Source organism: Paraburkholderia sp. A1RI_3L (genome assembly GCF_048957895.1).
GTDB lineage: Bacteria > Pseudomonadota > Gammaproteobacteria > Burkholderiales > Burkholderiaceae > Paraburkholderia > Paraburkholderia kururiensis.
In genome coordinates, this window is the sequence record NZ_JARCHA010000001.1 from 527,232 (window position 1) to 542,521 (window position 15,290).

Consider the following 15,290-nt stretch of genomic DNA (forward strand, 5'->3'; position numbering starts at 1 on the left):
AGCTAAGTTATCCCGACGAGGCTGTGGATAATGCGTTGAAAACGGCCGGGATTGCGTGTGTGCGGTTTCTTGATAAAGCGCGCGACCGATTGGCACGCCTCAAAGTTATCCCTCTTTTGCGTCGCTCGCGCAGTCGCAATCCATGCGCTTATCAATTGCGCAGGTGTCTGACTTTGCGACGAATTATTCGGTTATCCACAGGTAGGCGCAATGCTTGTTAACTACTACGATGTTTGTATACGTAAACATTTGAAATCATAAGAAGCCACGACGGACGAAAATTTTTTTGATGTCACGGTATGACGTCTGCGTGACATAGCTCACGCTTACGCTGCCTTGCATCTCTTTTCGAATTTTTCGCCCCGCGTGGTCTGTCTCTTCACCCCAGCGCGACCTTATTCGCGCCAGCGCAGGCACTGCTGGCGAACCGCCTCGTGGAGCGACTTCTCCTGAGCGACGACGCCGCGCAGCCAGGTGGCATCGTTGACCTGACTACGCGCGATCATCCCGATCTCGGCAAGCGCGTGGCCGGAACCGAGCGCGTCGGCATGGGGCGCAATGCGCTCGAGCGTTTCGATGATGTCTTCCGAAATCGTGCGGCGCTCGCCTGTCTGCGGATTGATGCAACTGCCCGCCAGTCCGAAGCGGCAAGCCTCGAAACGGTTGAACGTGTAGACGAGGTAATCGTCTTCCTTCGGCGTGATGGGCTTGTCGAGCAGCAGATGGCGCGCGAGCGTCTGGATGTAGCACGCGATCGCCGCGGCCCGGTCCACCGAAAGCGGCGTATCCATGACGCGAACTTCGATCGTGCCGAAGCCGGGCTTCGGCCGGATGTCCCAGTAGAAATCTTTCATGCTGTTGACCACGCCCGTGTGGACCATCTTCGAAAAATATTCTTCGAAGCTGTCCCACGTGAGCACGAACGGCGCGCGGCCCGACAGCGGGAACGCGAACACGGAGTTGAGCCGGGCCGAATGGAAGCCGGTGTCCACGCCCTGCACGTAAGGCGACGAGGCCGACAGCGCGATGAAGTGCGGAATGAAGCGCGACATGGAATGCAGCAGGAACAGCGCGCTGTCCGCGTTCGGGCAACCGATGTGCACGTGCTGGCCAAACACCGTGAACTGCTTGGCGAGGTAGCCGTAAAGCTCCGAGAGGTACTGAAAGCGCGGGGAATCGACGATGCGCCGCTCGCTCCATTGCTGGAACGCATGCGTACCGCCGCCGCACAGGCCCACGTTGAGCCGGTCGGCCGCGGCCACGAGCGTGTCGCGGATCTCGCGCAGATCGCCGAGCGCCTGTTCGTGCGACGTGCAGATGCCCGTGGAGAGCTCGATCATGCTCTCGGTAATTTCGGGCGTGATGTTGCCCGGAATCTTCTGGTCCTTGATGAGCCGCAGCAGGTCGGTGCCGGCTTTGGTCAGATCATAGTCATGGGTGTTGACGATCTGCATCTCGAGTTCGATGCCGAACGTGAACGGCTTCGAATCGACAAAAGTTTCAAGTGACATGGCATTTCCGCTTCAACCGCGCATGTCCGACCGGCACTCATCCGCACCAACCGGCACACCTGCGCGGCGTTGGGTTTCGACAGGTGATGCTGACGGCCACGCCCGTACTGCGGCGTGACCACGGAAAACCTACTCTTCGCGCCGTTCCCCGACTTGCGCGAGGCTGCGGTACACAAGCCACGGTCCGACAATCTGGAACACGACGATTGCGCACATGACCACGGCGCGCAGCTGCGGGTCGAACGTCGGATAGAGCTCGTAGGTGTCGTCCACGAGCAGCCAGGCGAGCGCCGACATCGGCGAAAGCGACAACCCGAGCGCGACGCCCTGCTTCCAGTGCAATCCGCTCGGCTTCGCGAAGATAAGCACGCCAACCAGCTTCGCGACGAGACGCGCCACGATCAGCCCGGCCGCGGCAAGTCCGCCAATTGCGATGTCTCGCCACTCGAACGTGGTGAGCGTGAGCACGAACAGGATCACGGTGAGCAGCCACCCCGCCGTGCCGAAGTGCTGCGGCCACAGTTGCGGACGAGGCTCCAGATTTTTCACGATGATGCCGGCGGCAAGCAGGCTCAGGATCGTGGAGAGCTTGAGCAGATGCGCGATGGCCACCGCCAGCACCACGAGACCGAACAGCGCGACGAACGAATGCTCGTCCTGCGCGCTCAGCTTGCGATAAAAAAGTGTGCAGGCCTTCGCCAGCAGGAACGCCACCAACAGCGAACCCACGAGCAGATAAAGCGGCTGCAGGATGGTGGCGAACACGTTGCCGTAAATTTCCTGGTGCAGCCAGCTGGAGGCGAGTTTTTCGACGACCACCGCGTACATGCTGTTGAGCGCCGTGAGCGTCATGAGCCGCTGCGTGACCTGACCTTCGGCGCCGAGTTCGGTCTTCAGCTGGATCACCATGGCCGGCGACGTTGCCATCGCGATGGCGGAAATCACCATCGCCACCATGACCGGCACCTTCAGGAACAGCAAAACGGTCAGCACGAGCACGAAGGTCAGCGTGGATTCAGCGATGCTCGAGAGAATCAGCGACGGGTTGCGGCGAATCCATCGCAAGTCGAGCCGGCTGCCGAGTTCGAACAGCAGCAGCCCGAGCGCGACATCGAGCAGCGGCCGCGCGGCGCTGGCGGAATCGGCGTCGATCACGCCAAAGCCCGCCGAACCGGCAATCAGACCGATTACGGCATAACCCGAAACGCGCGGCAAACGCCACGCGCGGTAGCAAAGCTCGCCGCACAAACCCGCAACGAGCAGCGCGAGACCGGCCCAGAAGATCGCATCCGGGGCAACGGGCCAGGCGGGAAAAAACGAAAACGCCGACTTCATCGTATTGGTTTCTCCTTTTTTTGCAGGACGGCGCGTGCGCACGCGAGAACACGGTCCCGGCAAAGCGCACTTTCGATGCCAGGGTGGACGCTGCCCGTTTGCTGGCGGCCGCGCCGCCAGCCGCCATACTCGCCGCGCATACACGATGCGGCGCCAGTCGTCCTCTAGCGGATCGAGACGGAAAACAGGAAACACCCAGCCGGGCGGAGGGACGCCCGGACCGGCGTATTTGCAGACGCGTTGCCGTAGCGACGAGTTTGCGATCGATGAATGAACGTTGCCCGATGCCCTACGCACTCAGATTCCGGGCGACCGGCAACCGTTCCTTGGATGCGCCCGCTGCCTGAGCATGGGCGCCTGGAGAACGGCGATTGTGCCACAGCTTTTTTGCACTCGATGCCATCTGCGACGAACTTGCACTCAAAACGGTAAATACGTAATTGATCTGCGGATAGTCGCTGTCAATCAGGCAAAAAAGACCGATCAGGCTCGTTTCATGGATGAGTGTTGGAGGTGCGCGCAAACCTGAGCGACGGTGCACAGAAGGGCCCACCCGCTGCTTTCGTGTTTCCAGACAGGTCCGGGCTAGCCCTTGGTTTACAGGTTTATCTGTATGTATACGTAGTAGAAGTTAACAAAGCGCCCACTTTTCTGTGGATAACCCCGGTTTACCGTGAGGGATCAGCGACTTGCCGCTCGCACAACCGGATGTAAAGCATGTGTGGCGCAGGCTCGCTTCTCCTGGCAACTTTTCTGGCCTGGGAACGACGACGCCAGTTACCCCGTTTACGTCCACATCGGTTCCACACGAGTTGCACCCGTCCTTCCAGCGGTTATCCACAACCTAGCGTGGATAACCTTCGCGCGAACCGAGGCCCTCAGACGAGCGTCTGCTGCCGTAACGCGCGCAGAAGGAAGCGGGCGGGGTCCAGACTCTCGGCCAGATCCCGTTCGAGCGGCCACGGCTCCCCTTCGATCTGCGAGGCGATCAATTCGGCGCCGAGCGCGGCCCACACCAGTCCACGCGATCCGTACGCGAAGGCGCCATAGAGCCCTTCGGCGCGCGGCAGGTCGAGCGGCCACGCGCCTCGCAGGCGAACGGCATCGCGCGTAGCCGCGGATTCGTCGGCAAGCTGCCCGAGCATGGGCAAGCGGTCGCTCGTCACGCAGCGAAAGCCGACGCGGCCTGTGAACCTCGCCTCGAGCGCCGAACGTGCGCCCGGCAGCATCTGCGATATGCGTTCGACGTTTTCGATGTGGCCAGCCTCGCGTATCGATGGTTCAGGGTCGTCGAGCTCGTAGGTCGCGCCGGTGAGCGTGATGCCGCCGGAGAGCGGAATGGCGTAGCCCTCGCCGATGATCGGCATGCGCAGCGGGGTGAGCGGATTGGTGGCGTGGCGAGCGTCGTCGAGGGAATGCAGCAGCGTGAGCTGGCCGCGAATGCTGCGCGTCGGCGCATGACGAAGGCCGGCCACGCGTGCGGCGTCGTGCGCGTTCGCGAAGATGATGATGGGTGCGCGGGCGACGACGTGGTTCGCTTCGTCGAACACGGTCCATTGTCCGTCGCTGCCTCGTTCGATACGCGCGGCCTGCACGCCGAAGCGCCGTTCGAGCAGGCCACCCGCCGCTTCACATTGAGCGGCGCAAACGGAGGCCGGCTGGATCCAGCCGCCCTGCGGATAGAACCAGCCCGGCTGCGCGACGGCGACGCCGGCCATGCGTTCGGCCTCTTCGCGCGTGACGGGCTTCACGTAGTCGGCGGGCCACGCGAAGGTTGCAAGCGCATCGTTCATGGCGAGCGCTTCTTCGTCGTTTGCGGCGAGATGCAGCAGACCGCCCGCGCCGCGCGAAAGATTCAGGCCGGCTCGTTCGAGTTCGGCCCAGCGCTGCAGTGCATACAGGAAACCGGCGCGCGTGATGCGCGACGCGCTGCTGTCGTCGCGCGAGATCATTGGGTGAAACACGCCGGCGGGATTGCCGGAGGCGTCTTGCGCCGCGGCGGGGTGACGCTCCAGCAGCGTGACGCGCCAGCCGCGGGCGGCGAGCCGTTCCACCATCGCGCACCCGGCAAGGCCTGCGCCGATCACGATGGCGTGCCGTTCGGTGACGGCGACAGGCAACGGCGGCTCGTAGCGCCGCACACGCCAGCGCGGCGCAAAACGCCCGACCAGCATCGCGCGTTTCGTGCCGAAGCCGTCCACCTTCCGGTATTCGAAGCCGCTTTGTTCGAGCGCACGTTTCACGTCGCCCGAGCTCGACCAGGTGGCGAATGTCGCGCCTTCGCCTGCCACACGTGCAAGCGCCTTGAAGATGGCCGGCGACCAGAGCTCTGGATTTTTTGCGGGTGCAAAACCGTCGAGATAGAACGCGTCTGCACGCAGCCAAAGCGCAGGAAGTGTTTCGATGGCGTCGCCGAAGACGAGCGTCAGCGTGATTCGCCCTCCTTCGAATTCGAGCCGGTGCGTGCCCGGCACGAGCATGGGCCACGCGTCGGCGAGTTGCTGCGCGAGCGCGGTAATCGATGCATCCGCAACCAGCGGCCCGAGCGCGCGTCGCAAGTCCGCAGCGACGAACGGATGCTTTTCCACCGATACGAAATGGAGGCGCTCGCACCGCGCTGCGTCATCGCGCCACGCTTTCCACGTCGCGAGGAAGTTGACGCCCAGACCGAAGCCGGTCTCTAGAATTGTGAAATTTCGGCGCCGCTGCCATCGCCCGGGTACCGCGTTGCCCTGCAAAAAAACGGCTTCGGACTGCGCAAAAGCGCCGGCGATGCTGTGATAGGCGTCGCCATAGAGCGGCGAGAACGGGGTGCCGTTGTCGTTGAACGCGAGCGTGGCAGGAGTCAGGGAAGCGGTCATACGCTGCAAAAAGTGGGAGCGCCGGACGCTGTCAGGACGCAGCGGCAGCGTCCGGCAAAGGGCTTGCCGATGCCCGGAGAGCCCCGCCGCACGGGGCTTTGCGGGCAAAACGTTGGCAAAAACCAACGCCCCATGTCACGAATGGTGAACGCTGGAAGCCTTATCTGACGGGGCTCAGAGGAAATTTGCCGTCGTCGGGAAAACGCGCGGCTCATGCTGTAAATCTTCGAAACCCTTGTCGTTATTGGGTTTGCGCTGCGCTATCATAGCAAGCGCCGCTCAGGGAGCGGCAGCACGGCCGTAGCGCAGCTTGCTGCGCAAAGCTTTTATCCGGGGTGCCCGGAGACCGGCGCTGCTCGACGGCGTGGCCCGCGCACGTATAATCGGCGCGTTCGCGCTGTTCGTGTCAACCTAAACTCAGAAAGGAACTTTAATGAACAAACAGGAACTGATCGACGCCGTCGCAGCACAGACGGGCGCTAGCAAGGCTCAAACCGGCGAAACGCTGGACACGCTTCTCGAAGTGATCAAGAAGGCTGTGTCGAAGGGTGACGCAGTGCAACTGATCGGCTTCGGCAGCTTCGGTTCGGGCAAGCGCGCAGCACGTACGGGCCGTAACCCGAAGACGGGCGAGACCATCAAGATCCCGGCTGCCAAGACCGTCAAGTTCACGGCTGGCAAGGCGTTCAAGGACGCAGTCAACAAGCGCTAAATATCAGCCGCTCAGGTTGACGCCCGCCGCTGGCGGGTTTTTTTTCGCCTGTGCCTCTCGCGTGCGCAAATTCGCACTACTGGCGATGTGGATGGAAAGGGGCATAGCAGGCCCCTGCCCCCAAGCAGAATCGGGAACGATCAAGCGGAGCGGTGGACGATTTCGCTATCACCTGCTTCGCCGTGCTCTTCAGCGTCGATGTCCCAGGCGGGAAACGGATCGGGCAACTGACGCCATGCGGCGGGGCCTGCGGCGTATTCCGCGTCGGTGAGAAGACACGCGTCGAGCTTTGCCCGCCACGCTTGTGTGTCCAGATCCACGCCGATCATCACGAGTTCCTGCCGGCGATCTCCAATCGACATATCGTTGGCATCGCCGTACCAGTCAGCCGCAATTTCAGCTTCGAGCGCTTCGTCATCGGGCCAGGTGCTGCGGTCCTGCGCGGCCCACCACATGCCCGCCGGACCATGCCGGCACGCACCGCCCGCCTGCGAAAGCGAACCCACCACGTCGTTGCGCGTAGCGAGCCAGAAGAAACCCTTGGTCCGCAGTACGCCTTTCCATTCTTCGTGCAGCAGCGCCCATAGCCGCTCGGGATGAAACGGACGGCGCGCGCGATAAACGAAGTTGCCGATGCCGAACTCGTCGGCCTCGCTGTGCGTGTGGCCATGTTCGTTGAGCGACGCGAGCCAGCCCGGCGCACTGGACGCCGCGTCGAAATCGAAGCGCTTCGTATTGAGCACCTCCGAGAGCGGCACGGCGCCGAAGCGGCTCACCACCTGCACGGCGCGCGGATTGATGCGCGCAAGAATGCGCTGCAGCCGCGCCAGTTCCTCGGCCGAAACGAGGTCCGCCTTGTTGACGACGAGCACGTCGCAGAACTCGATCTGCTCGACCAGCAACTCGACGAGCGTGCGGTCGTCTTCTTCCGTGGCCGCGAGGCCCCGTTCGGCGAGCGCGTCGGCGCAGGCGTAATCGCGCAGGAAATTGAAGGCGTCCACCACCGTCACCATCGTGTCGAGCCGCGCGACTTCGGCGAGCGATACGCCGTCGTCGTCCTCGAAGGTGAAGGTTTCGGCGATGGGCATTGGCTCAGCGATGCCGGTGGATTCGATCAGGATCGCGTCGAACCGCTTTTCGTCGGCAAGACGGCGGATCTCGGTCAGCAGATCGTCGCGTAACGTGCAGCAGATGCAGCCGTTCGACATTTCCACGAGCCGTTCCTCGACGTGCGAAAGCGCGGACGCGTCGCGCACGAGCGCAGCGTCGATGTTCACCGCGGCGAGGTCGTTCACGATCACGGCCACGCGCAGGCCCGCGCGGTTGGCGAGGATATGGTTCAGGAGCGTGGTTTTGCCCGCGCCCAGAAACCCGGAGAGCACAGTAACGGGCAGTGGCGGCTGGTTCATTTCGGTACGCAAAGCGAAGAGAGGAAAGCGCGGGGCGCGGCACCCGTCATGGGCGAGGCGTCGCGGCAGCATGAACCCGCATTGTGCACCAGGTGGGAAAGTGACGGCCGGCGCTGAGCCACGCGCGCCTACCGTGGGAACTATGGCGCCAACCTAACGCGAGTCAGGCAGCAGCTTCCACTTGCGCAGAATCGCCGCGATCTGCCGCGCGTACTGGTCGCGTAGCGAGGGCGTTTCCGAGTGGTATGCGCCCACGGCCTGCCACGTGTTGCCGTACTTGTTCATCTTCTGCCGCAAGTGCCAAGCGGCAATGTAGACGTTCTTGCACGGCTCCATCAGCGTGTTCGACGAAATGCCGTATTGGGACAGCACGGGCAGATGCACCGAGTTGATCTGCATGACGCCGTAGTCCGTGGAGCCATTGGCGTTCTTGTGGACCGCGTCGGGATGATTGTGCGATTCCTGCCATGCAATGGCGCGCAGAATCAGCGGATTGACCTTCTGGTAGTTCGCGGCTTCGTCGAAGCAGTCCGCGCGCGCAGGCATGCTCGCGACCGCGAGGCCGAGCGCAGCATAGGCAACGACGAGAGACGAAGCGCGTTTCATCAAGACCACTAAGCAGATGAAGCAGGTGAGACGGAGAAGCGCCCGGGCCAGGTACCCGCAGGCGCGTTCACTTACCGGGACACCGCTGCGGGCGGGCGCCCTGGTCAAGCTCGGCATTCGGGAAAACCCGCTCATGCATGGCAAGCCCGGCATGCCGATCGGCCCGTATCATACCGGCAGACATCCCCGCGTCAAGTTGGCTACCCGACAAAATCCGGTAGAAAACGAAACGGCATCCATGGGTTTTTGGGCGTAATCCTTACCAGTTGTTACCCGCACGGAACCGAGCTTTCAGACAGCTTGACGGAAGCGCGGCACAGTCCCGGCGAGGTTTAGAGGAACTGCACGGCCCCATTTGATTTGTGACGAAAACGACATAAAAAGCTGGTAGTGTTCATCCTTTTGAATAACCAGGTGACTGACAAGAGGGGTCGGCACCTGGGCGTATCGGCGGTCATCGTTTTCGCGCAACAGCGAGTTGAATGCGCAGGACTGCCGGACGTGTCCGCAGTCGATATCGACTTCACATTCCATGAGAAGAAACCGAATGGCATTGCGTCGCGTCGCCACGGCGCTGCTCGTGAGTGGACTGATTACCGCGCAGATCGCACACGCGCAGGTCACGCTCAATTTCGTCAACGCGGATATCGATCAGGTGGCGAAAGCCATCGGTGCCGCAACCGGCAAGACCATTATCGTGGACCCTCGCGTCAAGGGTCAGCTCAACCTGGTTTCGGAAAATCCGGTTCCCGAAGAACAGGCTCTGAAAACATTGCAGGCGGCCTTGCGCATGCAGGGCTTTTCGCTGGTGCAGGACCACGGCGTACTGAAGGTTGTGCCCGAGGCCGACGCGAAGCTGCAAGGCGTGCCCACCTATGTGGGCAACACCACGCCCGCGCGCGGCGACCAGGTCGTGACGCAAGTCTTCCAGCTCAAGAACGAGTCGGCGAACAACCTGCTGCCCGTGTTGCGTCCGCTCATCTCGCCGAACAACACGATTGCCGCGTATCCCGGCAACAACGCGCTCGTCGTGACCGACTACGCCGACAACGTGCGGCGTCTCGCAGCGATCATCGCGGGCATCGATACGGCTGCGGGTCAGCAGGTCGCCGTCGTGGCGCTCAAGAATGCGAACGCGCTCGACACGGCCCAACAGCTTTCGAAGATGCTGGACCCCGGCACGATCGGCAGCACGGACCCCACGCTCAAAGTCTCGGTAACAGCCGATCCGCGCACCAATTCGCTGCTGCTGCGCGCCTCGAACGCGCAGCGCCTTGCCGCGGCGAAGTCGCTCGCCAAACAGCTCGATGCACCCACGAGTCAGCCGGGCAACATGCACGTCGTGATGCTGCGCAACGCGGACGCCGTGCGTCTTGCGCGCACGCTGCGCGGCATGATGGGCAAGGGTTCAGGCAACGACACGTCGAATAGCGGCGGCGCCAACGCGTTCAATCAGAACGCGGGCGGCGCGGCCGGCGGACTGTCGGGTTCCACGGGCACGGCCGGCATGCCGCCGCTGCCCTCGGGTTCGACCAGCTCGTCGCTCGGCAACTCGATGACGGGGGGCAGTTCGTCGGGCACCGGCAGCAACAGCGCGCCGTTCCTCGGCGAAAAGGAAGGCAGCAACAATCAGGACGAGAACCAGTCCGGCGGCGGCATGATCCAGGCCGACGCGGCCACCAACTCGCTCATCATCACGGCGCCCGAGCCGGTGTACCGCAACCTGCGCAGCGTGATCGACCAGCTCGATTCGCGCCGCGCCCAGGTCTACATCGAAGCGCTCATCGTCGAACTCAACGCGACGACCGCGGCGAACCTCGGCATTCAGTGGCAAGGCGCGCTGCTGGGCGGCAACAACGCCGTCTATGGCGGCTCGAATTTCGGCTCGGGCAGTTCGAGCATCGTCGACCTCACGGCGCAAGGCGCGGCGATTGCGAACAACACCAACCTGCTCGGCACGAATTCTTCGAACCTGCTGCCCAACGGCCTGAACATCGGGTTGCTGCACCGGTTCGGCAGCGTGTTCGGACTGGGTGGCCTGCTCAATGCGCTTGCCACGTCGAGCGACTCGAACGTGCTGTCCACGCCTAACCTGATCACGCTCGACAACGAGGAAGCGAAGATCGTGGTGGGCCAGAACGTGCCGGTTGTCACGGGCTCCTACGCAACGCCCACCGCGAATGCGGCGACCTCGGTAACCGCATTCAACACGTTCGACCGCATCGACGTGGGCGTTACGCTCCACGTGAAGCCGCAGATCACCGAGGGCGGCATCCTCAAGCTGCAGCTCTACCAGGAAGATTCGACCGTGGACCCGACCACGGTGAACAACCCGGGCGGCGTGACGATCAACAAGCGTTCCATCCAGTCCACCGTGCTGTGCGACAACGGCGAGATCATCGTGCTGGGCGGCTTGATGCAGGACCAGTATTCGAACGGCAACAGCAAGGTGCCGCTGCTCGGCGACATTCCCTGGCTGGGCCAGCTGTTCCGCTCGGAAAACAAGACGCGTACGAAGAGCAACCTGATGGTGTTCCTGCGGCCCGTGATCGTGCGCGATCAGGCCACGAGTTCGGCCATCACGCTCAATCGCTACGATTACCTGCGTGACCAGCAAGGCGGCTATCAGACCGACAATCGCTTGATCCGCGACCAGAACATTCCGATGCTGCCGCCTGCCCCGCCGGGTCCGAGCGAGGGCGCCGTGCCGGCGCAAAATCTGTTCGATCTCAACAGCATGCGGCGCCAGCCCGCGCAGCAGAACGGCGCGCCGGCAGGCGGCACGCCGCCTGCTGCACCTCAGTCAGGAAGTGCCGCGGGCGTGTCGAGCTACGCGGTGCCGGGCGGTGCGTCGACCAGTCTGGGCACGAGCGCGCCGGCTGCACCGTTGCAGCAGGCGCCGCTCACAGCGCCCAATGCACCCGACAACGCAACAACCAACGCAACGCCGAACACCACGAACAACTCCGTTGCGTCACCAGGAGCGCATCCGTGAACACACCGGCATCGGCGGGCGGCGTTTCGAGCGGCGCACGTCCGGGGCTACCGCCCGCGGCGGCGTCGGCCGTTTCCTCGACAGGCGCCGCTGATCGCGAGCCGCCCTCGGCACTGGCCGCACGGCTCGTGCCCTATGGTTTTGCCCGAAACGGCCAGATTCTCGTCGCGCATCAACACGCCGATGCGCTCGAAGTCTGGATCAGCGAACGCACGAACGACGCTGCGCTCGCCGAGATCGCACGCAACTTCGGCGCGCTTTCCATCGTGCGTTTGCCCGCCGACGAACTCGCCCAGGCCATCAATCAAGCCTATGCGCGCCAGGACGGCAGCGCAGCCCAGGTGGTGGGCGAAGTGGAAGGCGAAGTGGATCTCTCGCGTCTCATGCAGGACATTCCCGAAGTGGAAGACCTCCTGGAGTCCGAAGACGACGCGCCGATCATCCGCATGATCAACGCGTTGCTCACGCAGGCCGCGCGCGAGCAGGCGTCGGACATTCACATCGAGCCGTTTGAAAATGCGTCTGTGGTGCGGTTTCGCGTGGACGGCACGCTGCGCGACGTGGTGCGTCCCAAGAAGGCGCTGCACGGCGCGCTGATTTCGCGCATCAAGATCATGGCGCAGCTGGATATCGCGGAAAAACGTCTGCCGCAGGATGGTCGCATCACGCTGCGCGTGGGTGGCCGACCTGTCGACGTGCGCGTCTCGACGCTGCCCACGGGCCACGGCGAACGTGCCGTACTGCGTCTGCTCGAAAAAGACGCGCAGCGCCTGAATCTCGAAGCGCTCGGCATGGCGCAGGACACGCTCGCGAAATTCGACCGGCTGATCTCGCGCCCGCACGGCATCGTGCTGGTCACGGGCCCGACCGGTTCGGGCAAGACGACGACGCTTTACGCCTCGATGTCGCGGCTCGAAACGGCCACCACCAACATCATGACGGTGGAAGACCCGATCGAATACGACCTCGGCGGCATCGGCCAGACGCAGGTGAACGAGCGTATCGGCATGACGTTTGGCCGGGCGCTGCGCTCGATTCTGCGGCAGGACCCGGACATCATCATGATTGGTGAGATCCGCGACCTGGAGACTGCGCAGATCGCGGTGCAGGCATCGCTCACGGGCCACCTCGTGCTCGCGACGCTGCACACGAACGATGCGGCCTCGGCCGTCACGCGTCTCACCGATATGGGCGTGGAGCCGTATCTGCTCGCGTCGTCGTTGCTCGGCGTGCTGGCGCAGCGGCTGGTGCGTCAGCTGTGCCCGGTGTGCAAAGCGGAGCGCAGCGAAGACGGCCACGTGCACTGGCATCCCGTGGGCTGCGACAAGTGCGGGCAGTCGGGCTACGCGGGCCGGCGCGGCGTGTACGAACTGCTGCTCGTGGACGACACCATCCGCTCGCTCATCCACCGCAACGCGGCAGACGCCGAGATTCTCGCCGCAGGTCGCGCGCAGGGCATGCGCACGCTGCGCGAGGACGGCGAGCGTTGGGTGGCGGCGGGCATGACGTCGCTGGAAGAAGTGATTCGCGTGACAGGTGGAGCCTGACGCGTCATGCCGGCATTCCGTTTTGAAGCGATCGACGCGGCGGGCAAGGCGCAGAAGGGCGTGCTCGACGCGGACAGCGCGCGCAGCGCCCGCACGCAGCTGCGCACGCAGGGGCTCACGCCGCTCGTCGTCGAACCCGCGGCGAGCCGCACGCGCGGCGAGCGCCAGCAGCGCCTCGCGATTGGCCGCCGGCTGTCGCAGCGCGAGCAGGCCATCCTGACGCGGCAACTGGCGAGCCTGCTCGTCGCCGGCCTGCCGCTCGATGAGGCGCTTGCGGTGCTTACCGACCAGTCGGAGCGCGACTACATCCGCGAGTTGATGGCCGCGATTCGCGCCGAGGTGCTGGGTGGCCACTCGCTCGCCAATGCGCTGGCGCAGCATCCGCGCGACTTTCCGGACATCTACCGCGCGCTCGTCGCAGCGGGCGAGCACACCGGCAAACTCGGCCTCGTGCTCTCGCGGCTTGCCGACTACATCGAGCAACGCAACGCGCTCAAGCAGAAGATCGTGCTGGCGTTCACGTATCCGGCCATCGTCACGATCATCGCGTTCGGCATCGTCACGTTCCTGCTCAGCTATGTGGTGCCGCAGGTGGTGAACGTGTTTGCGAGCACGAAGCAGCAGTTGCCCATCCTGACCGTGGTGATGATGGCGCTCTCCGGCTTCGTGCGGCACTGGTGGTGGGCGTTGCTGATCGGCATCGCGGTGCTCGTGTACCTGGTGCGCTCCATTCTTGCGCAGCCGGGGCCGCGGCTCTCGTTCGACCGGTGGCTGCTCACCGCGCCGCTCGCGGGCAAGCTCGTACGCGGTTACAACACCGTGCGCTTTGCGAGCACGCTGGGCATTCTCTCGGCGGCGGGCGTGCCGATTCTCCGTGCGTTGCAGGCGGCCGGCGAGACGCTCAGCAATCGCGCGATGCGCGGCAACATCGAAGATGCGATTGTGCGCGTGCGCGAAGGTACGTCGCTTTCACGCGCGCTTGGCAACACGAAGACGTTTCCGCCCGTGCTGGTCCATCTGATCCGTTCGGGCGAAGCGACCGGCGACGTAACCACCATGCTGGACCGCGCGGCCGAAGGCGAGTCGCGCGAACTGGAGCGGCGCACGATGTTCCTCACGAGCCTGCTCGAGCCGCTGCTGATTCTGGCGATGGGCGGTGTGGTGCTCGTGATCGTGCTGGCGGTGATGCTGCCGATCATCGAACTCAACAACCTCGTGCAGTGAGGGTGTAACCGCGCGGCTAGCGCACGTAGATGGTGGGACCGGCGGCGTTGGCCGGCAGGAAGACTTCGGAATGCACGCCGTTGCGGTCGATCACGATGGAGCGCGCGCGCACTTCGGCAAGCTTTGCGCCTTCGGTGAGCGGGCCGCCCAGCGAGACGGCCTTCGGCGGCTCGCTGCCCACGCTGACGATGGCCGCTGCGCCCTGCTTGAGCGCAAGAATGCCGAAGAGGCGCACGTCCTGGTTCACGCTGCGCGTGAGCTGGCCGCCGAAGAGGGTAGCGGCCTGATCGACGGAAACGGGCGCATGCACGGCCGCAGCCGGCACGGGCGCCGAACGCGCGGTGAGGGTGACGATCCAGTAGGTCAGCGTCGCGCAGAACACGGCGAAAAGCGCGAGCGACAGGATGCGGATTTGCAGGGTGTTCATGGCGCGCATTGTACGAAGTATTGGAAGGTTTGAGGCTCGTCGGAAAAGCATCTGAAAGCTTGCCGCCCCTCGCCATTACAATGACCGGCCGGGCGCCGTACGGCTCGTGATGCGCAGCGTATCACGCGTGCCGGCCCGAATTGGTGAACTCAAAATTTTTCGCAAACGAGGTAGGAAGTCATGCAAATGTGGACCAAAGGCCGTGCCGATATCGAAGCACTGCGCGCTCGCCGCCAACGCGGGTTCACGCTGATCGAAATCATGGTCGTGATCGCGATTCTCGGCATTCTCGCCGCGCTGATCGTGCCGAAAATCATGAGCCGCCCCGACGAGGCGCGGCGCGTGGCGGCGCGTCAGGACATCGGCACCATCATGCAGGCGATGAAGCTCTACCGGCTCGACAACGGCCGCTATCCGACCCAGGAGCAAGGGCTGCGCGCGCTGGTCGAAAAGCCGTCTGTGGACCCGGTGCCGAACAACTGGAAAGACGGCGGGTACCTGGAACGTCTGCCTAACGACCCGTGGGGCAACGCCTATCAGTATCTAAACCCCGGCGTGCACGGCGAGATCGACGTATTCAGCTACGGCGCGGACGGCAAGGCCGGCGGCGAAGGCAACGACGCCGACGTCGGCTCGTGGCAATAGCGAGACAGCGAAAGAGCG

The 15,290-nt window shown here is 63.8% G+C and carries 12 protein-coding genes; 5 read left to right on the top strand and 7 right to left on the bottom strand.

Features of this window, described 5'->3' with window-relative positions:
• Positions 1–395 precede the first annotated feature (395 nt).
• The 3 genes from PXJ20_RS02560 to mnmC form a co-directional block, all read right to left on the bottom strand.
• The gene (locus PXJ20_RS02560; protein WP_421030110.1) at positions 396–1,511 is read right to left on the bottom strand and encodes a YbdK family carboxylate-amine ligase; all 1,116 of its coding nucleotides are present in this window, start codon (positions 1,509–1,511) and stop codon (positions 396–398) included.
• A gap of 129 nt (positions 1,512–1,640) precedes the next feature.
• Positions 1,641–2,846: a cation:proton antiporter gene (locus tag PXJ20_RS02565; RefSeq protein ID WP_017772276.1), complete on the bottom strand. Its 1,206-nt coding sequence runs from the start codon at positions 2,844–2,846 to the stop codon at positions 1,641–1,643.
• An 878-nt stretch (positions 2,847–3,724) separates the two neighbouring features.
• The gene (mnmC, locus tag PXJ20_RS02570) at positions 3,725–5,707 is read right to left on the bottom strand and encodes a bifunctional tRNA (5-methylaminomethyl-2-thiouridine)(34)-methyltransferase MnmD/FAD-dependent 5-carboxymethylaminomethyl-2-thiouridine(34) oxidoreductase MnmC (RefSeq protein WP_421030111.1); all 1,983 of its coding nucleotides are present in this window, start codon (positions 5,705–5,707) and stop codon (positions 3,725–3,727) included.
• Between the two features lie 433 nt (positions 5,708–6,140).
• On the opposite strand from mnmC, the gene PXJ20_RS02575 reads away from it, so the two are divergent.
• Positions 6,141–6,419 (top strand): HU family DNA-binding protein, encoded by a 279-nt coding sequence (locus PXJ20_RS02575; RefSeq protein ID WP_006401505.1) that lies wholly within the window; start codon positions 6,141–6,143, stop codon positions 6,417–6,419.
• A 140-nt stretch (positions 6,420–6,559) separates the two neighbouring features.
• Here PXJ20_RS02575 and zigA read toward each other — a convergent pair whose 3' ends face one another.
• From zigA to PXJ20_RS02590, 3 genes are all read right to left on the bottom strand, one after another.
• Entirely contained in the window at positions 6,560–7,828 is a 1,269-nt protein-coding gene (gene zigA / locus PXJ20_RS02580) for a zinc metallochaperone GTPase ZigA (protein ID WP_413212783.1), read from the bottom strand.
• Between the two features lie 153 nt (positions 7,829–7,981).
• A complete protein-coding gene (locus PXJ20_RS02585) occupies positions 7,982–8,374 on the bottom strand; it encodes a lytic transglycosylase domain-containing protein (protein ID WP_411829032.1) in 393 nt (130 codons plus the stop codon).
• 351 nt (positions 8,375–8,725) lie between these two features.
• Positions 8,726–8,968 carry a hypothetical protein gene (locus tag PXJ20_RS02590; RefSeq protein WP_152494921.1) on the bottom strand — a complete coding sequence of 81 codons (243 nt, stop codon included), beginning with the start codon at positions 8,966–8,968 and terminating at the stop codon, positions 8,726–8,728.
• Between the two features lie 13 nt (positions 8,969–8,981).
• On the opposite strand from PXJ20_RS02590, the gene gspD reads away from it, so the two are divergent.
• The 3 genes from gspD to gspF are packed head-to-tail and all read left to right on the top strand — an operon-like array spanning position 8,982 to position 14,200.
• The gene (gene gspD / locus PXJ20_RS02595; RefSeq protein ID WP_421030112.1) at positions 8,982–11,429 is read left to right on the top strand and encodes a type II secretion system secretin GspD; all 2,448 of its coding nucleotides are present in this window, start codon (positions 8,982–8,984) and stop codon (positions 11,427–11,429) included.
• Positions 11,426–12,976, top strand: a complete 1,551-nt coding sequence (gene gspE, locus PXJ20_RS02600; protein WP_421030113.1) for a type II secretion system ATPase GspE — start codon at positions 11,426–11,428, stop codon at positions 12,974–12,976. Before gspD ends, gspE begins: the two co-directional genes overlap by 4 nt.
• Before the next feature lie 6 nt (positions 12,977–12,982).
• Positions 12,983–14,200: a type II secretion system inner membrane protein GspF gene (gspF, locus tag PXJ20_RS02605; RefSeq protein WP_017772282.1), complete on the top strand. Its 1,218-nt coding sequence runs from the start codon at positions 12,983–12,985 to the stop codon at positions 14,198–14,200.
• Positions 14,201–14,216: 16 nt separating this feature from the next.
• Here gspF and PXJ20_RS02610 read toward each other — a convergent pair whose 3' ends face one another.
• Positions 14,217–14,627 carry a hypothetical protein gene (locus PXJ20_RS02610; RefSeq protein ID WP_421030114.1) on the bottom strand — a complete coding sequence of 137 codons (411 nt, stop codon included), beginning with the start codon at positions 14,625–14,627 and terminating at the stop codon, positions 14,217–14,219.
• Between the two features lie 180 nt (positions 14,628–14,807).
• On the opposite strand from PXJ20_RS02610, the gene gspG reads away from it, so the two are divergent.
• A complete protein-coding gene (gspG, locus tag PXJ20_RS02615) occupies positions 14,808–15,272 on the top strand; it encodes a type II secretion system major pseudopilin GspG (protein WP_126878961.1) in 465 nt (154 codons plus the stop codon).
• The last annotated feature ends 18 nt before the right edge of the window (positions 15,273–15,290 follow it).